At 71.8% G+C, this 26,055-nt stretch carries 23 protein-coding genes and 2 pseudogenes; 13 read left to right on the top strand and 12 right to left on the bottom strand.

The genetic code is table 11. The features are described from left to right. Positions 1–669 carry a hypothetical protein gene (locus tag MRBLMG1_RS32575; RefSeq protein ID WP_367827732.1) on the top strand — a complete coding sequence of 223 codons (669 nt, stop codon included), beginning with the start codon at positions 1–3 and terminating at the stop codon, positions 667–669. Here MRBLMG1_RS32575 and MRBLMG1_RS32580 read toward each other — a convergent pair. Then, positions 608–1,798 carry a class I SAM-dependent methyltransferase gene (locus tag MRBLMG1_RS32580; protein ID WP_367827733.1) on the bottom strand — a complete coding sequence of 397 codons (1,191 nt, stop codon included), beginning with the start codon at positions 1,796–1,798 and terminating at the stop codon, positions 608–610. The genes MRBLMG1_RS32575 and MRBLMG1_RS32580 overlap by 62 nt on opposite strands. A 130-nt stretch (positions 1,799–1,928) precedes the next feature. Here MRBLMG1_RS32580 and MRBLMG1_RS32585 point away from each other — a divergent pair, with 130 nt between their 5' ends. The 4 genes from MRBLMG1_RS32585 to groL all read left to right on the top strand — a co-directional run bounded on the left by MRBLMG1_RS32585 (position 1,929) and on the right by groL (position 5,425). Then, complete coding sequence (locus MRBLMG1_RS32585) at positions 1,929–2,852, top strand: polysaccharide deacetylase family protein (protein WP_367827734.1); 924 nt, start codon at positions 1,929–1,931, stop codon at positions 2,850–2,852. After that, positions 2,849–3,202, top strand: coding sequence for a hypothetical protein (locus MRBLMG1_RS32590; RefSeq protein WP_367827735.1), 354 nt, complete (start codon positions 2,849–2,851; stop codon positions 3,200–3,202). The genes MRBLMG1_RS32585 and MRBLMG1_RS32590 overlap by 4 nt, the downstream gene beginning before the upstream one ends. 146 nt (positions 3,203–3,348) lie before the next feature. Further along, entirely contained in the window at positions 3,349–3,657 is a 309-nt protein-coding gene (gene groES / locus MRBLMG1_RS32595) for a co-chaperone GroES (protein ID WP_015035628.1), read from the top strand. A 139-nt stretch (positions 3,658–3,796) separates the two neighbouring features. Further along, positions 3,797–5,425 (top strand): chaperonin GroEL, encoded by a 1,629-nt coding sequence (groL, locus tag MRBLMG1_RS32600; protein WP_367827736.1) that lies wholly within the window; start codon positions 3,797–3,799, stop codon positions 5,423–5,425. Between the two features lie 87 nt (positions 5,426–5,512). Here the strand turns inward: groL and MRBLMG1_RS32605 are convergent, their stop codons facing one another. From MRBLMG1_RS32605 to MRBLMG1_RS32630, 6 genes are all read right to left on the bottom strand, one after another. After that, positions 5,513–6,211 (bottom strand): ester cyclase, encoded by a 699-nt coding sequence (locus tag MRBLMG1_RS32605; RefSeq protein ID WP_367827737.1) that lies wholly within the window; start codon positions 6,209–6,211, stop codon positions 5,513–5,515. A gap of 86 nt (positions 6,212–6,297) precedes the next feature. Continuing rightward, positions 6,298–7,317: a hydroxyacid dehydrogenase gene (locus MRBLMG1_RS32610; RefSeq protein ID WP_367827738.1), complete on the bottom strand. Its 1,020-nt coding sequence runs from the start codon at positions 7,315–7,317 to the stop codon at positions 6,298–6,300. Positions 7,318–7,335: 18 nt separating this feature from the next. Beyond that, complete coding sequence (locus MRBLMG1_RS32615) at positions 7,336–8,187, bottom strand: carbohydrate ABC transporter permease (RefSeq protein ID WP_367827739.1); 852 nt, start codon at positions 8,185–8,187, stop codon at positions 7,336–7,338. Next, on the bottom strand, positions 8,184–9,140 hold the full coding sequence (locus tag MRBLMG1_RS32620; RefSeq protein WP_367827740.1) for a carbohydrate ABC transporter permease: 957 nt from the start codon (positions 9,138–9,140) through the stop codon (positions 8,184–8,186). Before MRBLMG1_RS32620 ends, MRBLMG1_RS32615 begins: the two co-directional genes overlap by 4 nt. 4 nt (positions 9,141–9,144) lie before the next feature. Next, a complete protein-coding gene (locus MRBLMG1_RS32625; protein WP_367827741.1) occupies positions 9,145–10,461 on the bottom strand; it encodes an ABC transporter substrate-binding protein in 1,317 nt (438 codons plus the stop codon). Positions 10,462–10,626: 165 nt separating this feature from the next. Continuing rightward, positions 10,627–11,715, bottom strand: a complete 1,089-nt coding sequence (locus tag MRBLMG1_RS32630) for a substrate-binding domain-containing protein (RefSeq protein WP_367827742.1) — start codon at positions 11,713–11,715, stop codon at positions 10,627–10,629. A gap of 164 nt (positions 11,716–11,879) precedes the next feature. Here MRBLMG1_RS32630 and MRBLMG1_RS32635 point away from each other — a divergent pair, with 164 nt between their 5' ends. Next, a complete protein-coding gene (locus tag MRBLMG1_RS32635) occupies positions 11,880–13,766 on the top strand; it encodes a DUF2264 domain-containing protein (protein ID WP_367827743.1) in 1,887 nt (628 codons plus the stop codon). 5 nt (positions 13,767–13,771) lie between these two features. Here the strand turns inward: MRBLMG1_RS32635 and MRBLMG1_RS32640 are convergent, their stop codons facing one another. Together MRBLMG1_RS32640 and MRBLMG1_RS32645 are read right to left on the bottom strand one after the other, a co-directional pair. After that, positions 13,772–14,545 carry an SDR family NAD(P)-dependent oxidoreductase gene (locus MRBLMG1_RS32640; RefSeq protein ID WP_367827744.1) on the bottom strand — a complete coding sequence of 258 codons (774 nt, stop codon included), beginning with the start codon at positions 14,543–14,545 and terminating at the stop codon, positions 13,772–13,774. Positions 14,546–14,574: 29 nt separating this feature from the next. Beyond that, complete coding sequence (locus MRBLMG1_RS32645; RefSeq protein WP_367827745.1) at positions 14,575–15,297, bottom strand: MOSC domain-containing protein; 723 nt, start codon at positions 15,295–15,297, stop codon at positions 14,575–14,577. A gap of 81 nt (positions 15,298–15,378) precedes the next feature. On the opposite strand from MRBLMG1_RS32645, the gene MRBLMG1_RS32650 reads away from it, so the two are divergent. After that, positions 15,379–16,272 carry a LysR family transcriptional regulator gene (locus MRBLMG1_RS32650; protein WP_367827746.1) on the top strand — a complete coding sequence of 298 codons (894 nt, stop codon included), beginning with the start codon at positions 15,379–15,381 and terminating at the stop codon, positions 16,270–16,272. Positions 16,273–16,410: 138 nt separating this feature from the next. Here the strand turns inward: MRBLMG1_RS32650 and MRBLMG1_RS32655 are convergent. Further along, positions 16,411–16,740: pseudogene (locus MRBLMG1_RS32655) on the bottom strand (WhiB family transcriptional regulator); the annotation flags it as partial. A gap of 436 nt (positions 16,741–17,176) precedes the next feature. Between MRBLMG1_RS32655 and MRBLMG1_RS32660 the strand changes: the two are divergent. The 4 genes from MRBLMG1_RS32660 (at position 17,177) to MRBLMG1_RS32675 (ending at position 21,509) form a co-directional block, all read left to right on the top strand. After that, positions 17,177–17,788, top strand: coding sequence for a response regulator transcription factor (locus MRBLMG1_RS32660; protein ID WP_003948568.1), 612 nt, complete (start codon positions 17,177–17,179; stop codon positions 17,786–17,788). A 244-nt stretch (positions 17,789–18,032) separates the two neighbouring features. Continuing rightward, the gene (locus MRBLMG1_RS32665; RefSeq protein ID WP_026058283.1) at positions 18,033–18,635 is read left to right on the top strand and encodes a sigma-70 family RNA polymerase sigma factor; all 603 of its coding nucleotides are present in this window, start codon (positions 18,033–18,035) and stop codon (positions 18,633–18,635) included. Positions 18,636–18,775: 140 nt separating this feature from the next. After that, positions 18,776–20,278: an IMP dehydrogenase gene (gene guaB, locus MRBLMG1_RS32670; protein ID WP_367827747.1), complete on the top strand. Its 1,503-nt coding sequence runs from the start codon at positions 18,776–18,778 to the stop codon at positions 20,276–20,278. A 106-nt stretch (positions 20,279–20,384) separates the two neighbouring features. Continuing rightward, positions 20,385–21,509 (top strand): GuaB3 family IMP dehydrogenase-related protein, encoded by a 1,125-nt coding sequence (locus MRBLMG1_RS32675; RefSeq protein WP_367827748.1) that lies wholly within the window; start codon positions 20,385–20,387, stop codon positions 21,507–21,509. Positions 21,510–21,576: 67 nt separating this feature from the next. On the opposite strand, the gene MRBLMG1_RS32680 is transcribed toward MRBLMG1_RS32675, so the two are convergent. Next, on the bottom strand, positions 21,577–22,068 hold the full coding sequence (locus tag MRBLMG1_RS32680) for a hypothetical protein (protein ID WP_367827749.1): 492 nt from the start codon (positions 22,066–22,068) through the stop codon (positions 21,577–21,579). 245 nt (positions 22,069–22,313) lie between these two features. Beyond that, on the bottom strand, positions 22,314–23,555 hold the full coding sequence (locus tag MRBLMG1_RS32685; protein WP_367827750.1) for a nucleotide sugar dehydrogenase: 1,242 nt from the start codon (positions 23,553–23,555) through the stop codon (positions 22,314–22,316). 266 nt (positions 23,556–23,821) lie between these two features. On the opposite strand from MRBLMG1_RS32685, the gene MRBLMG1_RS32690 reads away from it, so the two are divergent. After that, positions 23,822–25,528 (top strand): glycerol-3-phosphate dehydrogenase/oxidase, encoded by a 1,707-nt coding sequence (locus tag MRBLMG1_RS32690; protein ID WP_367827751.1) that lies wholly within the window; start codon positions 23,822–23,824, stop codon positions 25,526–25,528. Between the two features lie 233 nt (positions 25,529–25,761). Then, positions 25,762–26,055 (top strand): annotated as a pseudogene (locus MRBLMG1_RS32695) (serine/threonine protein kinase); the annotation flags it as partial.

Raw genomic sequence — 26,055 nt, forward strand, 5'->3', positions numbered from 1 at the left:
ATGTCCCCGCGTATGCCGCTGCCTCCGCCGCCCCCGCCCGCCGAGCTCCAGAGCTGGCCCGACCGGGAGGCGCGGATCGCCGACCGGGCGCTGGCGCTCGACGAGTTGGGGCGGCGGCTGCTCGGCCCGGGACGGCTGGTGATGTTCCTGGTGTGGTGCGCGCTCCTCCAGTTGGGCTGGGGCCTGGTCGGGGTGCTGCTGACGTCGCTCGGCGGGCCGATGCGCGACCCGCTCACGGTGCTGACCGGGGTCTTCGCGACGGCCCTGGGCGTCGGCATCCTCATCCCCGCCGGGTGGCTGACCGTGCGGAGCCTGCGGCGCGACCGGACCGTCCGGGAGCTCCTGACCCGGTGGGCGGCGCTCGACCGGCACGGTCCGACGGACGCCCGGCTGCGCGCCCCGGCCCTCTCCGCCTGCTGGCTGCTGCTGTCCTTCGCGATGTGCGGGGTCGGCCTCTGGCTGGGCTTCGCCGTGCCCGCGGGCGCCCGTTGGGAGGACGGCGGCTACGGCCTCGTCGCGTACGGCATGGGCGCCGCGCTGATCCTCTGGGTCACGGGGCTCACCGGCCTGGCGAAGGCCGTCGGCCACTACCGCTTCGCGGTGCGGCTCACCGGCCCCCGCCGGCCGGCCGGCCGATCAGCATCGTCGGGGCTCCCGCGACCCGAGTGAGCAGCACCGTCGCGGAGTTGGGGCCCTTCGGCTTCACCTTGCGCCGGATCTCCTCGGGTTCGACCGCCGAGCCGCGCTTCTTCACGGTCAGGGTGCCGACCTCGCGCTCCCGCAGCAGAGCCTTCAACTTCTTGAGGTTGAAGGGCAGTTCGTCGGTGATCTCGTAGGCGGCGGCGTACGGGGTGGGGGAGAGCGCGTCCGCCGTGACGTAGGCGATCGTCTCGTCGATCAGGCCCCCGTCCAGCTCCTCCGCGACCTCGGCGACGAGGTGCGCGCGGATGACGGCGCCGTCCGGCTCGTACAGGTAGCGGCCGACCGGCCGGACCGCCGGGTCGGGCAGCCCCCGGCCGGTGAGCCCGGCGCCGGAGGGCAGCAGGGTGGCGCGGCGGGCGCCCGGCTCCGTGCCGAACCACAGCACGGCCTCCTTCACGTCCCCGCCGTCCGAGATCCATTCGGCCTCGGCGTCCTCGGGGACGGCCTCGTGCGGGATGCCCGGCGCCACCTTCAGGGCGGCGCGCGGGGCCTTGCGGGCCGCCTCGACGGCCCAGGACAGCGGCGGGGAGTACGCCTCCGGGTCGAAGATCCTGCCCCGGCCGCCGCGCCGCGCCGGGTCGACGAACACCGCGTCGTACGGGCTGGTGTCGATCTCGGTCACGTCGGCGCAGCGGACCTCGATCAGCTCCGCGAGGCCGAGCGCCTCGGCGTTGGCGCGGGCCACCTCGGCGGTCAGCGGGTCGCGGTCGACGGCGAGGACGGAGATCCCGGCGCGGGCGAGGGCGATGGCGTCGCCGCCGATCCCGGAGCAGAGGTCGGCGACGCTGCGGACGCCGAGCTCCCTCATGCGGCCGGCCCGGTAGGTGCCGACCGAGGCGCGGGTCGACTGCTCGACGCCGTGGGGCGTGAAGTACATCCGGTACGCGTCCTCGGCGCCGAACTTCGCCACCGCCCGCTGCCGCAGTCGCGCCTGGCCGAGCGCCGCCGTGACGAGCTCGGCGGGGTGGTCGCGGCGCAGCCGGGAGGCGACCGCCAGTTCCCGGGCGGGGTCGTAGTCGCGCAGGGCGGTGAGGAGCGTCTGACCCTCGGGGCCGAGCAGGGGGGCGAAGGAGGCGAGGTCGGTCACCCGTCCCATTGTGGGCCCTGCGCCGCTGTGGGCCGGCCGGGGGACGGTGGGGCGGTGCGGTGGTGTCGCGGCCCGGAATGTCGCCCCCGCGCTGACAGGATGCGGCGCCATGCAACTCGTACGACAAAAGGAAGAATCTATGGTGATCGGCGCGCCCCCTTCCCGTCGGACCCTCGGGGCCGCCCTCCTCGTCGCCGCCCTCGCCGCCCTCGCCACGGCCTGCTCCGGCGCCGCCGCACCGGACGACACCCCGCCGGCCCCCGCCGCCGGCCGGCAGGCCCAGGCCGGCGGCGGCGCGTCCGGCGCGCTCAACGCCTACCTCGACCGCGTCCGCCAGGAGCGCGCCGCCCGCGTCCTCGCCGCCAGGAAGTGGGGCCTCGCCCGCCCGCCGCTCGAAGCGCCCGCCCCGCCCGCCGTCAAACCGAAGATCACCACCCGCAAGGGCTTCGAGACCGACGGCACGGGCCTCCCTCCCGTCTTCACCACCGTGCCGACCAAGCAGAAGGTCGTCTTCCTCACCATCGACGACGGTGCCGAGAAGGACCCCGACCTGCTGCGGATGATGAACGACCTCCGCGTCCCCTACAGCGCCTTCCTCAGCGACTACGTCGTCAAGGACGACTACGGCTACTTCGCCCGGATGCAGACGTCGCAGAAGTCCGGGATCTCCCTCCACAACCACACCCTCAACCACCGCTACCTGCCCGGACTCTCGTACAAGCAGCAGGAGCGCGAGATCTGCGGCATGCAGGACGTCATCGAGAAGCGGTTCGGCAAGCGGCCCCCGCTCTTCCGCCCGCCGTACGGCAACTACAACGAGGACACCCTGCGCGCCGCCAAGTCCTGCGGCGTCAAGGCGGTCCCGCTGTGGGCCTCCGAGGCCTTCCCCGACCACATGGAATGGCGCGAGTGGGACCGGGACCTGCACCCCGGCGACATCGTGCTCACCCATTTCCGGGGCAGGGAGGACTGGAAGGGCTCCATGCCGGACATGATCCGCAGGGTGATGAACGTGATCACGGCGAAGGGCTACGCCGTCGCGAAGCTAGAGGACTACGTGTGAGAACCCGGGCGCGGCGCCTGACCGCCGCTCTGGCCGTCACCGGCGCCCTCCTCGCCCTCCCCGCCTGCGCCTCCTCGGTCGACCCGATCGAACGGCTGGGGCGCAAGGCGGCGGAACGGGTGAGCCCCCATCCGTCGCCGGCACGGGAAGCGCGGGGGACGGCGGAGGACGCGAAGGGCTGCGGGGAGTGGGCCGGGGACGCGGCGAGGGTGCGGGCCGGGGACGTGGCCGAGGACCGGGCCGGGGACGCGGCGAAGGACCCGGCCGCGGTCCGGGTCGCGGCCCGGACCGAACCCCTCCCCGTCACGCCACGGAGCGATGAATTGGCACTCCGCTTGACCGAGTGCTAATCGCGGTCATAGTCTCGCTTCTGGCACTCCCCACTGGAGAGTGCCAACACAGCGACGGGCAGGTCCGGCACCCGCGACGACGGATCCACCTGGTCGCCACCTCAGACAGTTAGCCCCGTGAGATCTCCGAAGGGGGAGGTCGGATCGTGACGACCACCAGCTCCAAGGTTGCCATCAAGCCGCTCGAGGACCGCATTGTGGTCCAGCCGCTCGACGCCGAGCAGACCACCGCCTCTGGCCTGGTCATTCCGGACACCGCCAAGGAGAAGCCCCAGGAGGGCGTCGTCCTTGCCGTTGGCCCGGGTCGCTTCGAGAACGGCGAGCGTCTGCCGCTCGACGTCAAGACCGGCGATGTCGTGCTGTACAGCAAGTACGGCGGCACCGAGGTGAAGTACAACGGCGAGGAGTACCTCGTCCTCTCGGCTCGCGACGTGCTCGCGATCGTCGAGAAGTAATTCACCGAAGTACCGAAGTACCGAAGTACCGAAGTACCGAGCACTGAAGCAGATGCTCTGAGCTGCGCCCCGAGGCCCCTTCCAGGCGCCCCGGGGCGCAGTTCGTTCCACCAGAATCCGAGAGGGCTGAACCGCTCCCATGGCGAAGATCCTGAAGTTCGACGAGGACGCCCGTCGCGCCCTTGAGCGCGGCGTCAACAAGCTTGCCGACACGGTCAAGGTGACGATCGGCCCCAAGGGCCGCAACGTCGTCATCGACAAGAAGTTCGGCGCCCCCACCATCACCAACGACGGTGTCACGATCGCCCGCGAGGTCGAGCTCGACGACCCGTACGAGAACCTCGGCGCCCAGCTGGTGAAGGAGGTGGCGACCAAGACCAACGACATCGCGGGTGACGGCACCACCACCGCCACCGTGCTCGCCCAGGCCCTGGTCCGCGAGGGTCTGCGCAACGTCGCCGCCGGCGCCTCCCCGGCCGCCCTGAAGAAGGGCATCGACGCCGCCGTCAAGGCCGTCTCCGAGGAGCTGCTCGCCACCGCGCGCCCGATCGAGGACAAGTCCGACATCGCCGCCGTCGCCGCGCTCTCCGCGCAGGACCAGCAGGTCGGCGAGCTCATCGCCGAGGCCATGGACAAGGTCGGCAAGGACGGTGTCATCACCGTCGAGGAGTCCAACACCTTCGGCCTGGAGCTCGACTTCACCGAGGGCATGGCCTTCGACAAGGGCTACCTGTCCCCGTACATGGTGACCGACCAGGAGCGTATGGAGGCCGTCCTCGACGACCCGTACATCCTGATCAACCAGGGCAAGATCTCCTCGATCCAGGACCTGCTGCCCATCCTGGAGAAGGTCATCCAGGCCGGCGCCAGCAAGCCGCTGCTGATCATCGCCGAGGACGTCGAGGGCGAGGCCCTGTCGACCCTGGTCGTCAACAAGATCCGTGGCACCTTCAACGCCGTGGCCGTCAAGGCCCCCGGCTTCGGCGACCGCCGCAAGGCGATGCTCGGCGACATGGCCACCCTCACCGGTGCCACCGTCATCGCCGAGGAGGTCGGCCTCAAGCTCGACCAGGCCGGTCTGGACGTGCTGGGCACCGCCCGCCGCGTGACCATCACCAAGGACTCCACCACCATCGTCGACGGTGGCGGCAACTCCGAGGACGTCGCGGGCCGCGTCAACCAGATCAAGGCCGAGATCGAGTCCACGGACTCCGACTGGGACCGCGAGAAGCTCCAGGAGCGCCTCGCGAAGCTGGCCGGCGGCGTGTGCGTGATCCAGGTCGGCGCCGCCACCGAGGTGGAGCTGAAGGAGAAGAAGCACCGTCTGGAGGACGCCATCTCCGCGACCCGCGCCGCGGTCGAGGAGGGCATCGTCTCCGGTGGTGGCTCCGCTCTGGTCCACGCCGTCAAGGTCCTCGAGGGCAACCTCGACAAGACCGGCGACGAGGCCACCGGTGTCGCGGTCGTCCGCCGCGCCGCCGTCGAGCCGCTGCGCTGGATCGCCGAGAACGCCGGCCTCGAGGGCTACGTCATCACCTCCAAGGTGGCGGAACTCGACAAGGGCCAGGGCTTCAACGCCGCCACCGGCGAGTACGGCGACCTGGTCAAGGCCGGCGTCATCGACCCGGTCAAGGTGACGCGCTCCGCCCTGGAGAACGCCGCCTCCATCGCCTCCCTCCTCCTCACCACCGAGACCCTCGTGGTGGAGAAGAAGGAAGAGGAGCCGGCGGACGCGGGCCACGGCCACGGCCACGGTCACTCCCACTGAGGCACCTGACCGACCGCCGAGGCCCGGTGCTCCCGTCGCGGGAGCACCGGGCCTCGGTGTTGCCTCGGTGATCTTTCGGGGGAGCGGCTAGCCCTCCACGGCGCCGAGCCTCTCCATCAGCCCGAGCCTGTCGTACTGCCACCACCCCTCGACGATCTTCCCGTCGTCCCGGAACCGGTGGATGACCGTCCCCGTCATCGAGACCTCCATCCCGCTGGGCTGAATGCCCATGAAGTCACCGGTGTGGGTCCCCTTCCACGTCCACCGCGTGCACACCCGGTCGCCCTCCGCGATCTGGTCGTCGATGGCGAAAGCGAAGTCGAAACCGCCCCGCCACGACTCGACCTCGCGCCGCACCGCGTCCATCCCGATCACGTCCTGGTCGTTCATCGGATCGTGGTCGTGATAGCCCTCCGCCAGCACCTCGTCCAGCAGCGCCAGCTCCTGCTCGGTCGCCAGCATCTCCATCAGCCGCCGCGCGTTGTTCTTGTACAACGCCTCGTCCCGCACCACGTCCAGGTCCGTGAACGTCGGCATCTCGTCACAGAGCGCGACCATCTCCCGGAAGATCCGGTCCGTCTCCGGCAGCTGCGAATTCCGCATCGCCACGTCGTACGACGGGAACTCGACGATCTCCACGACGTGCGAAGCGTCCGACCTGTCCTTCCCCACGATGTTGTGGGTCGCGGTCCGCTTGCCCTTGGTCTGCTCCACCCACTCATCCATGAGCCGGTTCAGGTCGTCGACCCGGCTGGTCTTGCAGTCGATGATCTGTACGAAAGTCATGACGCCTCCCGACCGCGCTGGGAACCCTTTCAGTCTAGGTCCGGCGCGCCGGGATGCCCTGGCAGCATGCTGGGCGTCGCGGCGGGTCAGGCCGAGCGGGTCAGGTCGGCGGCGTGGACCTCGTCGGCGAACGGTTCGCCGATGGTGTAGCGGGTGATCTCCGCGAGGGCCTCGTCCGTCATGCGGTGGAGTTCGTTGCCGAGGGAGCCGGCGACGTGGGGGGTGAGGAGGACGTTGGGGAGGGTCCAGAGCGGGGAGTCGGGCGAGGGGAGTTCGGGGTCGGTCACGTCGAGGACCGCGTGGAGGCGGCCCGAGACGAGGTGGGGGAGGAGGGCGGTCTCGTCGACGAGGGAGCCGCGGGCGGTGTTGATCAGGGTGGTGCCGTCCGGCATCGCGGCGAGTTGCGCGGGGCCGATCATGCGGTACGTGGACGGCAGTTGGGGCGCGTGGACGGAGATGACGGTGCTGCGGGCGCAGAGGTCGTCGAGGCCGACGAGTTCGGTGCCGGGGGGCGCGGTCGTCACGTACGGGTCGTAGAGGAGGACTTCGCAGTCGAAGGGGCGGAGGAGTTCGATGACGCGTCGGCCGATGCGGGAGGCGCCGATGATGCCGATGGTGCGGTGGTAGTTGCCCCAGGGGGCGGACTCGGTGAGCCAGGAGTCGTCGGTGCGGTGCCGGGCGTAGCGCTGGGCGGAGCGGAGGACGCCCTTTCCGGCGAAGAGGATCGCGGCGAGGGCGTATTCGGCGACGGGGAGGGCGTTGGCGGCGGCGGCGGAGGTGACGCGGAGGCCGCGGTCCCAGCAGGCGTCGGTGATGTGGTGCTTGACGGAGCCGGCGGCGTGGACGACGGCTTTGAGCCGGGGGGCGCGGTCGAGGACGTCGGCGGTGAGGGGGGTGGCTCCCCAGCAGGTGAGGAGGAGTTCGGCCTCGGCGAGGGCGGCGGCGACGCGGGGGCCGGGGGCGGCGAGGTCGTGGGCGACGAGGTGCGGGTCGGTGCGGGTGAGGGCGGCGAGTCGGTCGCGGTGGGCGCCGGTGAGCAGCCGGTCGGCGATGCCGGGGCCCATCGCGAGGAGGAGGGTGGGGCGGCTGTCAGTGGCGGGGTGCATCGTGGGTACCGGCCTTCCTCACTTGACGCTGCCGGCGGTGAGGCCGGCCTTCCAGTGGCGCTGGAGGGAGACGAAGGCGACGACGAGCGGGACGACGGCGAGGAGGGACCCGGTGACGACGAGGGGGTAGAAGTCGGGTTCGGCGTGGGCGTTGCTGTTCCACGCGTACAGGCCGAGGCTCAGCGGGTAGAGCTTCTGGTCGGACAGCATCACCAGGGGGAGGAAGAAGTTGTTCCAGACGGCGGTGAACTGGAAGAGGAAGACGGTCACGAAGCCGGGCATGACCATGCGCAGTCCGATGGACCAGAAGACGCGCAGTTCGCCGGCGCCGTCGATGCGGGCGGCTTCGAGGGCCTCGTCGGGGATGTAGCCGGCGCAGAAGACCCGGGAGAGGTAGACGCCGAACGGGTTGACGAGGACGGGGATCAGGACGGCCCAGTAGGTGTTGACGACGCCGATCTCGCTGGCGAGGAGGTACATCGGCAGGGCGAGCGCGGTGGTGGGGACGAGCACGCCGAGGAGGACGAGGCCGAAGAGCTTCTCCTTGCCCCGGAAGTCGTAGACGTGGAAGGCGTATCCGGCGGCGACGCTGACGAGGGAGCAGGCGAGGGCGCCGAGGCCGGCGTAGAGCAGGCTGTTGGCGTACCAGCGGAAGTAGACGCCGTCGTTGTAGGCGGCGAGCCGGCTGAGGTTGCCGCCGAGGTCGAAGCCCTCGAAGGAGAAGGCGTTGCCGGCGAGGAGGCCGCCGGCGTCCTTGGTGGCGGCGGTGAGCAGCCACACGAGGGGGAAGAGCATGTAGACGACGGCGAGGAGGAGGGAGCCGTTGACGGCCGTCTTGGACAGCCAGCGGTGGGGGGAGCGGTTACTCATGCCGTCTGCTCCTTCCGTGCCGTGCCCGCCTTGCGTCGCGCGGTGTGTGCCGTGCTCGCCGCGCGTGCCGTGCCCGCCTTGCGCCGGCCGGTGAGGCGGGTGACCGCGAAGGAGAGCAGGGCGGCCGTCAGGGCGAGGAGTACGGAGGCCGCGGCGGCGAGCCCGTAGTCGTTGCGGTCGAAGGCCGCGGTGTACGCGTACATGTTGGGCGTCCAGGTGGAGGTGACGGCGGATCCGGTGCCCTTGTTGAGGATCAGCGGTTCGGTGAAGAGCTGGAGGGAGCCGATGATCGTGAAGAGGCCGACCATGGCGAGGGAGGCCTTGACGAGCGGGATCTTGATGGCGAAGGCGATCCGCCAGGCGCCGGCCCCGTCGACGGTGGCCGCTTCGAGGACGGAGCGGTCGATGGCCTGGAGGGCCGCGTAGAAGATGACCATGTTGTAGCCGAGCCACTCCCACAGGGCGATGTTGACGACGGAGGGCAGGGTGCCTTCGGGGGAGAAGAAGTCGAAGCCGACGCCTCCGGCGTCCATCGCCTGGACGACCGGGCTGAGCTGGGGCGTGTAGAGGTAGACCCAGATCAGGGCGGCGATGATGCCGGGGACGGCGTGCGGCAGGAACAGCGCGAGCTGGAAGAAGCGGCGGGCGCGGGCGAGTGCCGAGTCGAGCAGGAGGGCGAGGCCGAGGGCTCCGGCGAGCAGCAGCGGGATGTAGAGCAGGCAGTATCCGAGCAGGACGCCGAAGCCCTCGCGGAAGGCCCGGTCACCCAGCGCCGCGGTGTAGTTGTCGAGGCCGGTGAAGACGGTCTCGGTGCCGCCGAAGCCCAGTCCGGACTGCTTCTCGGTGAAGAGGCTGAGCCAGACCGCGTAGCCGATCGGCACCACCATCACCGCGGTGAACAGGAGGAAGAACGGGGTCAGCAGGATCGCCGCGGCGCGGGTTCGGGCCTTCATGCGGTCAGCCCTCGACCTTCAGGCCGCGCTTGGTGAGTTCGGCGACGGTGGCGTCGTGGCCGGCCTTGACGGCGTCGGCGATGCCGGGGCCGCCCTGGGCGATCTTGCCGAAGTGGTCCTTGATCGTGGTGTTGGTGGTGCCGGTGGTGGGGCCCCAGGACCAGTTGGGGTTGATGGAGGCGCCGGCGGCCTCGAAGAGGGCGTAGATGTCCTGGCCGTCGTAGTAGCCGGCGTCGAAGGCCTTCTTGGCGACCGGGCGCAGGGCGGCGGCGGCGGGGAAGGCGGAGGAGGTGCCGGAGGCGATCCGGGCCTTCACGCCGTCCTCGGTGGTGGACATCCACTCGGCGAAGGTGACGGCCGCGTCCTTCTTCTTGCTGTCCTTGGTGACGGCGAAGGAGGTGCCGCCGAGCATGCCGCTTGCGGGCTTCCCGTCCCAGGTGGGGATCGGGGCGACGGCCCACTTGCCGCTCAGTTCGGGCACGTTGCCCTTGAGGACGCCGGCGCCCCAGGAGGCGCCGAGGTAGCCGATGGTGGTGCCGTTCTTGAGGGAGCCGACCCACTCGGGGCTGAAGGAGGCGTCCTTGTGGACGAGGTCGGCGTCGAGGAGGCCCTGCCAGTAGGCGGTGACCTTGGTGGTGGCCGGGTCGGCGGTGTCGATCTTCCAGGTGTCGTTCTCGGCCTTGAACCACTGGGCGCCGGCCTGCCAGGCCATGGCCTCGAAGGTCGTCGGGTCGTCGGGGAAGAAGGTGGCGAGCCGGGCCTTGGCGTCGGCCTTCTTGACCTGTTCGGCGGCCTTCTTGAAGTCGTCCCAGGTCGCCGGGGTCTGGATCTTGTACTTGGCGAACAGGTCCTTGCGGTAGAAGAAGGCCTGCGGGGCGGCGTCGAAGGGGACGGCCCAGGACTTGCCGCCGAGGGTGGTGAGTTCGACGGACTGCGGGAGCAGCTTGGCGCGGTCGGCCTCGGTGAACTGGTCGCCGATGTCCTGGAGGGCGCCGGAGCTCACGAACTCCGGGAGCGAGGAGTACTCGATGGAGACGAGGTCGGGGGCGTTGCCGGCCTTCACCGCGTTGGAGATCTTCGCGTAGCCGCCGGCTGTGCCGGAGGGGATCTCCTCGAACTTCACCTGGATGTCGGTGTGGGAGGCGTTGAAGGCGTCCACGACGTCCTTCGAGCCCTTGGCCCAGCCCCAGAAGGTGATGGTCTCGGGCCCGGTCGACTTGCTCGCGGTGTCGTCACCGCCGCCGCCGCAGGCCGTGAGGACGGCGAGGGCGGTGGCGGTGCCGGCTATGACGCGGGACGTTCTGCTCCAACTACGGGTCACGGCTCGACTCCTGGGGGCGGGGCGGCTGGGAGGTTGTGGCCGTGATCCTGTGACCGTTCATGACCGAAGTCAAGAGCGAAAGATTGATTGATCGAAAAAAGAACAGATCGATCGCCCGTGGGGCTGTCCGCCGGCGCCGCCCGCCGGCGCCGGTCGCCGCGCCCGTCAGTCGTGCCGCGCCCCGCAGGAGTCCCGTACCCGCAGCCTCGGCAGCAGGCTCAGATGGCGTCGGGCGGCGTCCTCGTCGGGGCTCTCGGTGAGCCGCTCCACGAGGAGCTCCGTGGCGTGCCGCCCCACCTGCCGCTTCGGCGGCGCGACCGCCGTCAGCGGGGTGTCGGCGAGGGCGGCGACCTCGTCGTCGTAGGCGATCAGGGCCAGGTCCTGCGGCACGCGTACGCCCAGCTCGGCGAGGCGCTGCACGATCTCGATCGCGTCCACGTCGTTGTGGACCAGGGCCGCGTCCGCGAGGTCCGAGCGGACCGCGTCGTGCAGGGCCCGTACGGCCCGCTCGAAGCCCTCCGGATCCGCCTCGGCCGGTACGGAGTCGATGACCGGGCGCGGCTCCTTCAGGCCGAGCGTGCCGAGCGCCTCGGTGTACCCCGCGCGCACCGCGAGCGCGGTGGGGGAGTCCCGCCGGGCCACGAGCAGCGGTGTGGCGTGGCCGAGGGAGAGTAGGTGGCGCAGGGCGAGCAGGACGCCGTGGCCGTGGTCGGAGACGACCCGGTCGAGGTCGTCGAGGGGGCTGCCGGGTTCGGCCCTGCGCTCCAGGAGCACGGCAGGCACCGGGAGTTCCGCCAGCCAGTCCCCGTACGCGAGGCGGTCCTCGGGGCCCCGCCAGCCCGGCGCCACGAGCACGCCCTCGGCGCCGGCGGCGAGGAGTCCCTCGGTGCGGGCGCGGTCCTCCTCGGGCCGGTAGTCCGAGATGCGCAGCACGAGCCGGGCGCCGGCCCGCGCCGCCGCCTCGTGGGCGCCGCGGATGACCTCGGCGAAGTAGTACGTGGCGGAGGGGGCGAGCAGGCCGAGCACCAGGCCCTCGCCCGGCCGTCCGGCGCCTGGGGCGCTCTGTCCCCGCGGCCAGGACACCTGGCCGTGCACGCGGTCGAGCAGCCCCTGCCCGGCCAGCGCCTCGACGTCCCGGCGGGCGGTGACGGGGGAGACCCCGAGGCGCTCGGCCAGTTCGGAGACGCGGGCGGTGCCGCGCTCGCGCACCAGGGCCAGCAGTCGGTCGTGTCGTTCGGCAGCACTCTCGCGCACGGCGCAGTTCCCCCTCGCGGTGGTCGTGTTCTCCGACCCTAGCCCAGAAATGATCGAACGACGGGAGTTTCGATCATTCGCTCCGATCGTCTTGACGTTCGATCGGAGTCTGTCCAGGATTCCCCGCGAGGCAGACGTCACCGCAGGGAGTCCCAGGGAGCATCATGCCCACGCCACCCGAGAACCGTGAGCTCAGCCCGTACACCGGCTGGACCCGTACCCACTGGGAGGCCGCGGCCGACCGACTCCTCCTCGCCGTCCGCCCGTACGCCTCGCCGGGACGTGCGCTGATCGACCTCCCTGGCCCCCGCCCCAGCTGGTCGGGGGCCCGCTCCGACGGCCTGGAGGGCTGGGCCCGCACCTTCCTTCTCGCCGCCCTCCGCACCGCGGGCGCAGGGGGCGAGGACCCGCACGGCCACCTCGACCGGTACGCGGAAGGCCTCGCCGCCGGAACCGCGCGGCCCGGACGGGCGGACCCGGACTCCTGGCCCCTGATGGCCGACACCCGCCAGGCGGTCGTCGAATCCGCCTCGGTCGCCCTCGGCCTCCGCCTCACCCGCCCCTGGCTCTGGGACCGCCTCGACGACGGCACCCGGCAGCGGGTCGCCGAGTGGCTCCTGCCCGCGCTCGGCCCGTCGCCCGTCGACAACAACTGGTGGCTCTTCGGCCTCACCGTCGCCGGCTTCCTCCAGGACGCCGGCGTCGAGACCGACCGCGCCGCCGCCACGATCGACCGCTCCCTCGCCCGGATCGAGGACTGGTACCTCGGCGACGGCTGGTACAGCGACGGCGACAACCGCGCCTTCGACCACTACAACGCCTGGGCCCTGCACTTCTACCCCGTCCTGCACGCCCACCTCGGCGACGACCGGAAGCTCCTCGACCACTACGGGCCCCGCCTCCGCGCCCACCTCGACGACTACGTCCACCTCTTCGACGCGAACGGCGCCCCCCTCCCGTACGGGCGCTCCCTGATCTACCGCTTCGCCGCGGCCGCCGCCCCATGGCTCGGCACCCTCACCGGCCACACCCCGCTCACCCCCGGCGCCACCCGCCGCCTCGCCTCCGGCACCCTGCGCTACTTCCTGGACCGAGAAGCCACCGACGACCGCTGCGCCACCGACGACCGAGAAGCCACCGACGACCGCGGCGCCACCGACGACCGCTGCGCGACCGGCCGGCCCCGCGCCACCGACGACCGCGGGCTCCTCACGCTCGGCTGGCACGGCCCGTACGCCCCCCTCGTCCAGGAGTACTCGGGACCCGGCTCCCCCTACTGGGCCTCCAAGGGCTTCCTCGGCCTCCTCCTGCCCGCCGGCCACCCGGCCTGGACCGACCCCGAGGAACCCCTGCCGGCCGAACGCGCCGACACCGTCCGTCCCGTCGCCCCGGCCGGACTGCTCGTCCAGACCACCGCCGCCGACGGGCTCGTACGCCTCCACAACCACGGCACCAACCACGTGCGGAGCGGGGAAAGGGGGGAGGACGACCCCGGGTACGCCCGCCAGGCCTACTCCACCCGTACGGGACCCACCGCCGCGCCCGACCCCGCCGACAACCACTTCGCCCTGATCGCCGACGGGGAGCCCACGCGGCGCGGCCCCGCCACCCCGGCCGGTACGGGACCCGGCTGGGCCGCCTCCCTGCACCGTCCATTGCCCGGCGTGCGAGTCGTGTCGGCGACCCTCGCGCACGGCCGCGCCGAGGTCCGCGCCCACCTCGTCCTCGGCGCCCCGGAAGGGACGCCCGTACGGCAGACCGGTTGGGCCGCGCACGCCGACGGGCCCGTCTCCCAGCTCCACCCGGTCCACGGCTACGGCCCCGGGACCGTCGAACTGCCCACCGGAGCAACCCTCCAGGGCCCGGGCCCCACCCGTACCCCCGCGCTGCACGGCGTCACGCACGGTCCGGAGAGCCTCTTCGTCGCCCTCGCGTCCCTCACCGCCGAGGCCGCCCCCGCTCCGGTGTCCGGCCTCGCGGACGTCCGGGTCGCCGGCCGCACCCTGCACGTGACCTGGCAGGACGGCGAGACCGTGCGACTCCCTCTGTAACAGGCCTACTTCGGCCCGTACTTGCGGCCCGCCTTGGAGGAGACGCCGCCGAGCAGACCGCGCGGCGCCAGCTTCGCCACGCCCATGAGGGCCTTGTAGCGGGGGTCGGGGATGGACAGGGTCTTCCCCCGTTCCAGGTCCGAGAGCGCCGCGGACACGAGCTTGTCCGCGTCGAGCCACATCCAGCCGGGGATGTTGTCCGTCCCCATCCCCGCGCGCTCGTGGAACTCGGTGCGGACGAAGCCCGGGCAGAGCGCCATGAGCCGGACCCCGCTGCCCGCGAGGTCCCGCGCCGCGCCCTGGGTGAACTGGACGACCCAGGCCTTGGAGGCGCCGTAGGTGCCGCGGGGCACGAAGGCCGCCACCGAGGCGACGTTCACGACGGCGCCCCGGCGCCGCTCCCTCATCGAGGCGGCGGCGGCCGAGGTCAGCCGCAGCACCGCCTCGCAGTGCACCGTGAGCATCTTGAGCTCGTCGGCCATGGAGACTTCGAGGAAACGGCCCTTGTTGCCGAAGCCGGCGTTGTTCACGAGCAGGTCCACCGGCCGCTTCGGGTCCGAGAGGCGGGCCTCGACGGAGGCGATGCCCTTCTCGTCGGCGAGGTCCGCGGAGAGCACCTCGGCCTCGATGCCGTGCCGGTCGTGCAGCTCGGTGGCCTGCTCCCGGAGCCGCTTCATGTCCCTCGCCACCAGCACGACATCGTGGCCGTCCGCCGCGAGTCTCCGTGCGAAGGCGGCTCCGATGCCCGCGGTGGCGCCTGTGATCAGTGCAGTCGTCATACGGGCACGGTAGTGCCCCCGCCGAGCGGCTACGGAGCGGCGTCCGCCCCGCTGCCCCCACCACCGTCCGCCCCGCCCCGCCCGTCGCCGTACGCGTCCGCGTACCGGCGTGCCAGCGCGAGCAGCCCCGACTCCATCCACTCGGCGGCGGCCAAGGTCTCGGGCAGCAGGGTGCGTTCGGCGGTGGCGGCGTGGTGCAGGAGCGCGACGGTGACGTGGTGGTCGGGCCGGTGCACGACCGTGATCGGGTCGCCGGCCCGCACCTCGCCGGGCTCGATCACCCGCAGCAGCGCGCCGGGTCCGGCCGTCGACTGCGTGAACCGCTTGACCCACCCCTTCTCCCCGAGGAAGCCCGCGAACGTACGGCAGGGGATGCGGCCGCCGGTGACCTCGAGGACCACGTCGTCGCCGATCCGCCAGCGCTCGCCGATCAGGGCCCCGTTGACGTCGAGGCCGAGGGTGGTGAGGTTCTCGCCGAAGGAGCCGTTGACCAGGGGGCGGCCGAGTTCGGCCTCCCACCGGTCCAGGTCCTCGCGGGCGAAGGCGTACGCGGCCCGGTCGCGGCCGCCGTGGAAGCGCAGGTCGCAGACGCTGTCCCCGGCGACGCCGCCGGCGCCGACACCGGGCGGCCCGGGGTCCTCGATCCGTACGGGTCCGTCGACGGGGCGCTTGTCGATGCCCGTCGTACCCGACGCGGAGTCGGTGTACTCCACCGCCCGGGCACGGCCCACATTCACACTCAGCAAGGTCATGGCCGCACCTTAAGGGCATCCAACCCAAAGTCGTGGTCGAATATTCTCCGCTGCACCCAAGATTCGCTTATGCTTGGGCGCATGATCGAGGCACGCCACCTCCGCGTCCTGCGCGCCGTCGCCGCCACCGGCTCCTTCTCGGCCGCCGCGCGCGAACTCGGCTGCACCCAGCCCGCCGTCAGCCAGCAGATGAAGGCCCTCGAAGCCTCCGCCGGCACCCCGCTGCTGATCCGTACGGGACGCGAGATGCGCCTCACCCAGGCCGGCGAGGTCCTGGTGCGGCACGCCTCCGGCATCCTGGCCGGGCTCACCGCCGCCGAGGAGGAGGTCGCCGCCATCGCGGGGCTCCGGGCCGGCCGCGTCCGTCTCGTCTCCTTCCCGAGCGGCAGCTCCACGCTCGTCCCCACCGCCTTGGCCGCGCTGCGGGCCGCGCACCCCGGCACCCGGGTCTCCCTCGTCGAGGCGGAACCGCCGCGCTCCATCGAGATGCTCCGCGAGGGCGACTGCGACGTGGCCCTCGCCTTCCGGTACGGCGCCGGGCAGGCCGAGTGGGACGACCTCGTCGTGCGGCCGCTGCTCGCCGACCGGCTCGTGGGCCTGGTGCCCGAGGGGCACCGGCTCGCCGGGGCGGACGCGGTCGGCATCGCGGAACTCGCCGACGAGTCCTGGATCGCCGGCTGCCCGCGCTGCCGCCGCCAGCTCGTGGACGTCTGCGAGGAGGCGGGCTTCACCCCCCGCATCGACTTCGCCACCGACGACTACCCGGCGGTGGTGGGCCTGGTCGGCGCCGGCCTCGGCGTGGCCGTCCTGCCGGAGCTGGCCATCGAGTCCGTACGCCCCAAGGGCGCGCGGACGGTCACCGTCGAGCCGGCCGTGGAGCGCGAGATCGTGGCCCTCACGCTGCCCGACCTTGCTCAGGTCCCGGCCGTCGCCGCCACGCTGGACGAGCTGACCCGGGCCGCCACGCGCGCGTAGGTGCCGCCCGACGCGCGCGTGGGCGTGGCCGCCGGATCGGGGCCTAGTTGAAGAAACGTTCCTTCACATGTGCTCCGCGGTCGGCCGGCCCGCGGCCGCCGATGTCGTCATGGCTGTCATGGGAGTCATGGGCGCCGTGCCCGTGGCCGACGTGACCGACGCGGTCGTCGGCGCCGCCGAGATCAGGCGGTTCCGTGCGCGTCCCATGAGCTCTTCGCGTTCGTCCTCGGTGAGGCCGCCCCATACACCGTAGGGCTCCCGCACGGCGAGTGCGTGTGCCGCGCACTCCGCGCGTACCGGGCACCGCATGCAGACCTCTTTCGCCGAGTTCTCACGCGCACTCCGTGCCGCGCCGCGCTCTCCCTCGGGGTGGAAGAACAGGGAGCTGTCGACTCCGCGGCAGGCCGCGAGCAGTTGCCAGTCCCACAGGTCGGCGTTGGGTCCGGGAAGGCGGGAGAAATCTGCCATTGCGCTTGTCCCCTTGAAACCGTGTCGAACGGATAGGTGGGCGGGTGGATGGCTGATCGACGGGGCTCCTTCGGGTCCCCGTCAGGTCTGGGTCGGTACACCTACTGTCGAAGTAGATGTAAATATGACTCATTGCGAATCTAGCCACAGACACTACGAAAAGGGAAGAAAACCCGCTAAATGGGGCATAGCTTTCGAAGTGGGGGCAGATACCCTGTGGCGCTCTCCTCCGTGTGCAGGCCCTCACGTAGAGTGCCGAAGGCCTCCGTCCGACCCGTAACTCTTTCGAGTGACCGTCGTTGAGAGTGCGGAGGCGGTTGAAGGAAGAAGCGATCGGGCAGGTGTCCGAGAGCGTCAATCGCACAGGTGACGATTACGTACAGCCCTGGAGGCTCAAGGTGACGCGCTACAGCTGCGAGAGCCGCGGAGGTCACGCATGACATCCGTCCTCGTCTGCGACGACTCCCCGCTTGCCCGAGAGGCGCTCCGCCGCGCGGTCGCGACCGTGCCCGGTGTCGAGCGCGTGACCACCGCGGCCAACGGCGAGGAAGTCCTCCGCCGCTGGGGCGCGGACCGCTCGGACCTGATTCTGATGGACGTACGCATGCCCGGTCTGGGCGGCGTGGAGACCGTCCGCCGGCTGCTCTCCGCGGACCCCGGCGCCCGCATCATCATGCTCACGGTCGCCGAGGACCTCGACGGCGTCGCCCTCGCGGTCGCCGCGGGTGCCCGTGGCTATCTGCACAAGGACGCCTCGCGCGCCGAACTGCGGGCCACCGTCACCCAGGCGCTCGCCGACCCGACCTGGCGGCTCGCCCCGCGCCGCCTCCGTTCGGCCGAGATGGGCGCCGCGCCCACCCTCACCGCGCGCGAGATCCAGGTCCTCGAAGGCATGAGCCACGGCCGGTCCAACGCGGAGATCGGGCGCGAGCTCTTCCTCTCCGAGGACACGGTCAAGACGCACGCCAGGCGCCTCTTCAAGAAACTGGGCGCCTCCGACCGGGCCCATGCCGTCGCGCTCGGATTCCGCTGGGGCCTGGTCCGCTGAAACCCCAGGTCACCCGCCATGTCCCCGTCCGAGTCCGCGTCCGTCGCGGGGCGGACGGGGTCGGCTTGTGTCACTTCCCCGCCGGATGACGCATCCTTGAGATGTGGAGTTCCTCGGGGACGAGTCGATCGAGCGGGAGGGGAGGGCGCGGGAGATGAGTTCCGGCGCACCTGCTCATAACGCTTCGGTGCACAACTACGGACGCGGTGCCGCGGACGCGGAAGCGTCGGGGCACCATGGAGCGATGCGCGACGACGAGACCGTGAGGTCCCCCATGCCTGCCGGGCAGGGGGAGATCGGCGCGCTCGTCGGCCGCGCGGTCGACGGCGACGCGCAGGCGACGCACGACCTGCTCGCACGGGTGCACCCGCTCGCCCTGCGGTACTGCCGCACCCGCCTCAACCGGCTGCCGGGCGACGCCCGCCATTTCGTCGAGGACCTGGCCCAGGAGGTCTGTGTCGCCGTCCTGATGGCGCTGCCGCGCTACAAGGACACCGGCAGGCCCTTCGAGGCCTTCGTCTTCGCCATCGCCGGACACAAGGTCGCCGACCTCCAGCGGGCCGCCATGCGGCACCCGGGGTCCACGGCCGTGCCCTCCGACGAGATGCCCGAGCGGCCCGACGACTCCCTCGGCCCCGAGGAGCGCGCGCTGCTCAGCGACGACGCCGAGTGGGCCAAGAAGCTGCTCGCCAACCTTCCGGAGAACCAGCGCGAACTGCTGGTGCTCCGGGTCGCCGTCGGGCTGACCGCCGAGGAGACCGGGCAGATGCTCGGCATGTCCCCGGGAGCCGTCCGGGTCGCGCAGCACCGCGCGCTCAGCAGGCTGCGGGCCCTGGCCGAGCAGTAAGACTCGCCGGGGCTTGTCGTCCCTTTCGTACACGTGTGAACGTCCAAAGCTTTCCACCGATCTTGATCGTGGAATGAGACACGGCTCAAGCCCGTTAGCATGGACATCCCGCACCGATCAAGGCCATTTGGGAAGGTGTCATGACTGCCAACGTCGACGGAGTGCCCGAGAAATTCGCGACACTCGGGCTGACCTACGACGACGTGCTGCTCCTGCCGGGCGCGTCCGAGGTCCTCCCGAACGCGGTCGACACCTCGTCCCGCATCTCGCGCAACGTCCGTGTCAACATCCCGCTGCTCTCGGCGGCGATGGACAAGGTCACCGAGTCCCGCATGGCGATCGCCATGGCCCGCCTCGGCGGCGTCGGCGTGCTGCACCGCAACCTGTCCGTCGAGGACCAGGTCAACCAGGTCGACCTCGTCAAGCGGTCCGAGTCCGGCATGGTCACCGACCCCATCACGGTGCACCCGGAGGCGACGCTCGCCGAGGCCGACGCCCTGTGCGCCAAGTTCCGCATCAGCGGTGTCCCGGTCACCAACCCGGACGGCAAGCTGCTCGGCATCGTCACCAACCGCGACATGGCCTTCGAGAGCGACCGCAGCCGTCAGGTCCGCGAGGTCATGACGCCGATGCCGCTGGTCACCGGCAAGGTCGGCATCTCCGGCGTCGACGCGATGGAACTGCTGCGCCGCCACAAGATCGAGAAGCTGCCGCTGGTCGACGACGAGGGCGTCCTCAAGGGCCTCATCACCGTCAAGGACTTCGTCAAGGCGGAGAAGTACCCGAACGCCGCGAAGGACGCCGAGGGCCGCCTGCTCGTCGGTGCCGCCGTGGGCGCGAGCCCCGAGGCGCTGGAGCGCGCCCAGGCGCTCGCCGCCGTCGGCGTGGACTTCCTGATCGTCGACACCTCGCACGGTCACAACAGCAACGCCCTCGGCTGGATGGCGAAGATCAAGTCGAGCGTGAACGTCGACGTGATCGGCGGCAACGTCGCCACGCGTGACGGCGCGCAGGCCATGATCGACGCCGGCGTCGACGGCATCAAGGTCGGCGTGGGCCCCGGCTCGATCTGCACCACCCGCGTGGTCGCCGGCATCGGCGTCCCGCAGGTCACCGCCATCTACGAGGCCTCCCTCGCGGCGCGCGCCGCCGGCATCCCGCTGATCGGCGACGGCGGCCTGCAGTACTCCGGCGACATCGGCAAGGCGCTGGCCGCCGGCGCCGACACCGTGATGCTCGGCAGCCTCCTCGCGGGCTGCGAGGAGTCGCCCGGTGAGCTGATGTTCATCAACGGCAAGCAGTTCAAGTCGTACCGCGGCATGGGCTCGCTCGGCGCCATGCAGTCCCGCGGCCAGGGCAGGTCGTACTCGAAGGACCGCTACTTCCAGGCGGAGGTCACCTCGGACGACAAGCTCGTCCCCGAGGGCATCGAGGGCCAGGTGCCGTACCGCGGCCCCCTGTCCAACGTGCTGCACCAGCTCGTCGGCGGCCTGCGCCAGACCATGGGCTACGTCGGTGCCGCCACCGTCGCGGAGATGGAGTCCAAGGGCCGGTTCGTCCGGATCACCTCGGCGGGCCTCAAGGAGAGCCACCCGCACGACATCCAGATGACGGTCGAGGCACCGAACTACAGCAGGAAGTAACACAGCGCGACGCGTGGGGGCGGTTCCGGCATGTGGCCGGAGCCGCCCCTCACGCTTGTGTCGGGGATACTGGTAGGCGCAGACGTAGAGGGAAAGGCCACACATCGTGACTGAGATCGAGATCGGGCGCGGCAAGCGCGGCCGCAGGGCGTACGCGTTCGACGACATCGCCGTCGTCCCGAGCCGGCGCACCCGGGACCCGAAGGAGGTCTCGATCGCCTGGCAGATCGACGCCTACCGATTCGAGCTGCCGTTCCTGGCCGCTCCGATGGACTCGGTCGTGTCGCCGCAGACCGCCATCCGGATCGGCGAGCTGGGCGGCCTCGGCGTCCTGAACCTGGAGGGTCTCTGGACCCGGTACGACGACCCGCAGCCGCTGCTCGACGAGATCGCCGAGCTGGACGAGGCGAACGCGACCCGCCGTCTGCAGGAGATCTACGCCGCGCCGATCAAGGAAGAGCTGATCGGGCAGCGCATCAAGGAGGTGCGCGACTCCGGTGTCGTGACCGCCGCCGCGCTCTCCCCGCAGCGCACCGCGCAGTTCTCCAAGGCCGTCGTCGACGCCGGCGTGGACATCTTCGTCATCCGCGGCACGACGGTCTCCGCCGAGCACGTCTCCGGCGCGTCCGAGCCGCTGAACCTCAAGCAGTTCATCTACGAGCTCGACGTCCCGGTCATCGTCGGCGGCTGCGCCACGTACACCGCGGCCCTGCACCTGATGCGCACCGGCGCCGCGGGTGTCCTCGTCGGCTTCGGCGGCGGCGCCGCGCACACCACCCGCAACGTGCTGGGCATCCAGGTCCCGATGGCGACCGCCGTCGCCGACGTGGCCGCGGCCCGCCGCGACTACATGGACGAGTCCGGCGGCCGGTACGTGCACGTCATCGCCGACGGCGGTGTCGGCTGGTCCGGCGACCTGCCGAAGGCCATCGCCTGCGGCGCCGACTCGGTCATGATCGGCTCCCCGCTCGCCCGCGCCACCGACGCGCCCGGCAAGGGCCACCACTGGGGCATGGAGGCCGTCCACGAGGACGTGCCGCGCGGCAAGCTCGTCGACCTGGGCATCGTCGGCACCACCGAGGAGATCCTCGCGGGCCCGTCGCACAGCCCCGACGGCTCCATGAACTTCTTCGGCGCCCTGCGCCGCGCCATGGCCACCACGGGCTACAGCGAGCTCAAGGAGTTCCAGCGCGTCGAGGTCACCGTCGCGGACGCCCAGCACAAGCGCTGACCCGCTCCGCACACGACCGAGGGGCCCCGCACCGATCCGGTGCGGGGCCCCTCGGCGTGTACGCGGGTTATCCGGCGGCCTTCTTGGCGCCGGAGTACGCGGCGAACGCGGCGAGCGCGAAGAACAGGAAGGTCAGCGGGTCCTTGTCCGCGTTCCACGCCTCCGTCAGCGCTCCGAACTCGTTGAAGAACAGGTCCGTGGCGGAGAGGTGCAGCTCCTTGGCCCCCAGGATCGCGATGCCCACCAGCTGGCCGAGGTAGACGGCCCCGAGCGAGAGCACCGCGCTCGCGATCGGCAGGGCGGGGTTGCGGCCGCCGGCCTTCCCGGCCGCCAGGCCGACGAGGAAGCCGACGCCGACGGCGGCCCACCCGATCTCGCGCTCGATGCCGCCGATCAAGGCTCCGTACACCCCGCCCGCGACGAGCGCCGCGACGAGCGCGGCCACCAGGCCGAGCGCCACGTTGTTCCGGGCGGGCGCGGGCGGCGGCGCCATCGGGTACTGCTGCGGGGCGGCGCCGTCGGCGAACGGGTTGCCGGGCGGCGGAACGGGCTGAGACATGTGGTGATCCCCCAGGGAACGGTGAAGTGCGGTCGGTCGTGAACGGCGTCAGCCGAGGAGTGCCGCGATCGGCGGCGCGAGGATCAGCCCGAAGCCGATCAGGGCCCGTGCCCCGCCGACCACACGATGGCGAAGAACACGAAGGGCCCCCGGGACGGTGCGCGCGTGGAACGGTGCGCGCGGTGGTCCCGGAGGCTAGCAGCCGCATGTGACGGCGGCATAGGGATTTCCGGCCGGAGCCGTCCTCAGAGCCGGTGGGCCGCGCCGGCGGGGGTGGCGCCCCGGGTGTCGAGGAGGAGTTGGGCTTTGACGGAGAGGCCTTGGAGGTCGTAGGTGCGGTGGTGCTGGAGGAGGATCGTCAGGTCGGCGTGGGCGGCGGCCTCGTAGAGGGAGTCGGCGCGGGGGACGGGGAGTTCCCGGACGCGCCAGTCGGGGACGTGGGGGTCGTGGTAGCTGACGGCCGCGCCGAGGTCCATGAGGTGGCGGGCGATCTCGTCGGCGGGTGAGCCCTGCCGGTCGGGGAGGTCGGGCTTGTACGTGATGCCGAGGAGGAGGACGCGGGCGCCGCGGGCCGACTTGCCGTGCTCGTTCAGGAGGGTGGCGGCGCGCTGGACGACGTATCGCGGCATGCGCTCGTTGACCTGGCCGGCGAGTTCGACGAGGCGGAGCGGGCGGTGGGCGCCGATGGTGTCGACGGGGGCGCCGTGGCCGCCGACGCCGGGGCCGGGGCGGAAGGCCTGGAAGCCGAACGGCTTGGTCTCGGCGCAGCGGATGACGTCCCACAGGTCGACGCCGAGCTCGTTGCAGAGGACCGCCATCTCGTTGACGAGGGCGATGTTGACGTGCCGGAAGTTGGTCTCCAGGAGCTTGACCGTCTCCGCCTCGCGGGGGCCGCGCGCGCGTACCACCTTGTCGGTGAGCCGGCCGTAGAAGGCGGCGGCGGACTCGGTGCAGGCGGGGGTGAGACCGCCGATCACCTTGGGGGTGCCGGCGAAGCCGTGGGTGCGGCGGCCGGGGTCGAGGCGGCCGGGCGAGTACGCGAGGTGGAAGTCGCGGCCGGCGCGGAGGCCCGAGCCGGTTTCGAGGACGTCGCGGAGGAGGCCCTCGGTGGTGCCCGGCGGCACGGGGGACTCCAGGAGCACGGTGGTGTGGGGGCGCAGCCGGGCGGCGAGCGCGCGGGCCGCCTCGGTGACGGCGGTGAGGTCGAGGGTGCGGTCGGGGCCCAGGGGCGTCGGGGCGCAGAGGACGGCGGTGCGGACCCGGCCGAGTTCGGCGGGGTTGGTGGTCGGCCGGAAGCTTCCCGAGAGCATGCGGCGGATCTCGGGGGCGGTGAGGGAGCCGTCGACCGGGGAGCGGCCGGCGGCGAGTTCGGCGACGGGGCGTGGGTCGGTGTCGTAGCCGATGGTGTCGATGCCTGCGGCGGTGGCGGCCTGGGCGAGGGGGAGTCCGTGGTGGCCGAGGCCGATGACGGCGAGATCAGCGGGCATGGGGGGTGGGCCGTCCTTCCCAGTAGCCGGAGGGGACGCGACGCGCAAGCCCGGTGGACAGAACGGGTCGAGCGCAATGTCAGACTAGGCGTAAATATGACCGATATGCGGCATTGTGCGCCTCAAGGTCGCCGAGTGTTATCCACAGGGTGGCGGCGAGGCGGTGGCTGAAGTCACCGGACCGGGACAGAATCAAGTCTGTGAGCCGGGCCACACACGGGTCCGGTTCGTGCGGAACAGACGGGGGACGACGGGAGGCAGCAGCCGTGAGGACAGCGACACTGGGACCCGCCGAGCGCGTCGAGGCGCTCGCGGCCATGGCCGAGCGCGAGCTCGACGTACTGGTGGTCGGCGCCGGAGTGGTCGGCGCAGGAACCGCGCTCGACGCCGTCACGAGAGGGCTCTCGACCGGCATCGTCGAGGCCCGCGACTGGGCCTCCGGCACCTCCAGCAGGTCCAGCAAACTCATCCACGGCGGCCTGCGCTACCTGGAGATGCTGGACTTCGCCCTCGTGCGGGAGGCGCTCAAGGAGCGCGGACTCCTCCTGGAGCGGCTCGCACCCCACCTGGTGAAGCCCGTCCCCTTCCTCTACCCGCTCCAGCACAAGGGCTGGGAGCGGTTCTACGCCGGCTCGGGCGTCGCGCTGTACGACGCGATGTCCCTCTCCTCCGGCCACGGGCGGGGCCTCCCCGTCCACCGGCACCTCTCCCGCCGCAACGCCCTGCGGGTCGCGCCCTGCCTGAAGAAGGACGCCCTCGTCGGCGCCCTGCAGTACTACGACGCCCAGATGGACGACGCCCGCTTCGTCACCACCCTCGTCCGCACCGCCGCCTCCTACGGCGCCCACGCCGCCAGCCGGGCCCGCGTCATCGGCTTCCTCCGCGAGGGCGAGCGGGTCGTCGGCGCCCGCGTCCAGGACGTCGAGGCCGGAGCCGCGTACGAGATCCGGGCGAAGCAGATCGTCAACGCCACCGGGGTGTGGACGGACGACACCCAGGCCCTCATCGGCGAGCGCGGCCAGTTCCACGTCCGCGCCTCCAAGGGCATCCACCTGGTCGTGCCCAAGGACCGCATCCACTCGACCAGCGGACTCATCCTGCGCACCGAGAAATCCGTGCTGTTCGTCATCCCCTGGGGGCGCCACTGGATCGTCGGCACCACCGACACCGACTGGGACCTCGACAAGGCGCACCCCGCCGCGTCGAGCGCCGACATCGACTACCTCCTGGAGCACGTGAACACCGTGCTCGCCACCCCGCTCACCCGGGACGATGTCCAGGGCGTCTACGCCGGCCTGCGCCCCCTCCTCGCCGGCGAGTCGGACGCCACGAGCAAGCTCTCCCGCGAGCACACCGTCGCCCACCCGGTCCCCGGCATGGTCGTCGTGGCCGGCGGCAAGTACACGACGTACCGCGTCATGGCCAAGGACGCGGTCGACGAGGCCGTGCACGCGCTCGACCAGCGCGTCGCCCCCTGCGTCACCGAGGACACCCCGCTGCTCGGCGCCGAGGGCTACCGCGCCCTGTGGAACGCGCGCGCCAGGATCGCCGCCCGCACCGGCCTGCACGTCGTCCGCATCGAGCATCTCCTCAACCGCTACGGCTCCCTGACGCAGGAGATCCTCGACCTCGTCGCCGAGGATCCCGGCCTCGGCGAGCCGCTCGCCGCCGCCGACGACTACCTGCGCGCCGAGATCGTCTACGCCGCCTCGCACGAGGGCGCCCGCCACCTGGACGACGTCCTCACCCGGCGGACCAGGATCTCCATCGAGACCTTCGACCGGGGCACGCTCAGCGCCCGCGAGTGCGCGGAACTGATGGCGCCGATCCTCGGCTGGGACGCCCACCAGATCGAGAAGGAGGTGGAGCACTACGACAAGAGGGTGGAGGCGGAGCGCGAGTCGCAGCGGCAGCCCGACGACCTGACGGCCGACGCCGCACGCCTCGGCGCGCCGGACATCGTGCCGATCTGACATCCGCCCGCCGTCGAAGGGTGGCGAGCCGCGCCCATCTGACAGGACGTCCGGGTCGTCCCCGCTCCGGCGGGAACCTCGGGGGTGCCCGAACGCGTCGTCATCCCGGAGTACGGACCCGGGGGCGCCGCCCGTCCCGAGGTGAGGGACAATGGGCTCTCTTCCAGGGCGGGTTACCGCATCGCGCGGGAAGCGGCAGACGCGGCGAATTTCAGGGATCGCAGAGGGGACGCATGTCGGAGGCGGAGCAGTCGCGGAACACGGCGAAGGACCCCGGGCGGGACGTCGCCGCGGGGGCCGCGACCGACGGCGCCCCAGGGGCGGTCCCGGCCGCGCGCGAACCGGGGCGGGACGAGCAGGACGCGCAGGTCGGACGGGGTGCGCAGGCCCCCGAGGACGCGCGCCCCGGACAGGACGCGCAGCGCGCCGAGGACGCCGGGGACGACGCCGGGCGCGTCGCGGGCGGTGTCGGGGACGCGCGGGCCGCACAGGGTTCCGAAGGCGCGGCGTCCGCCGCGGCTCCGGGG

The sequence above is a fragment of the Streptomyces sp. LMG1-1-1.1 genome (genome assembly GCF_040815545.1).
Classification (GTDB): domain Bacteria; phylum Actinomycetota; class Actinomycetes; order Streptomycetales; family Streptomycetaceae; genus Streptomyces.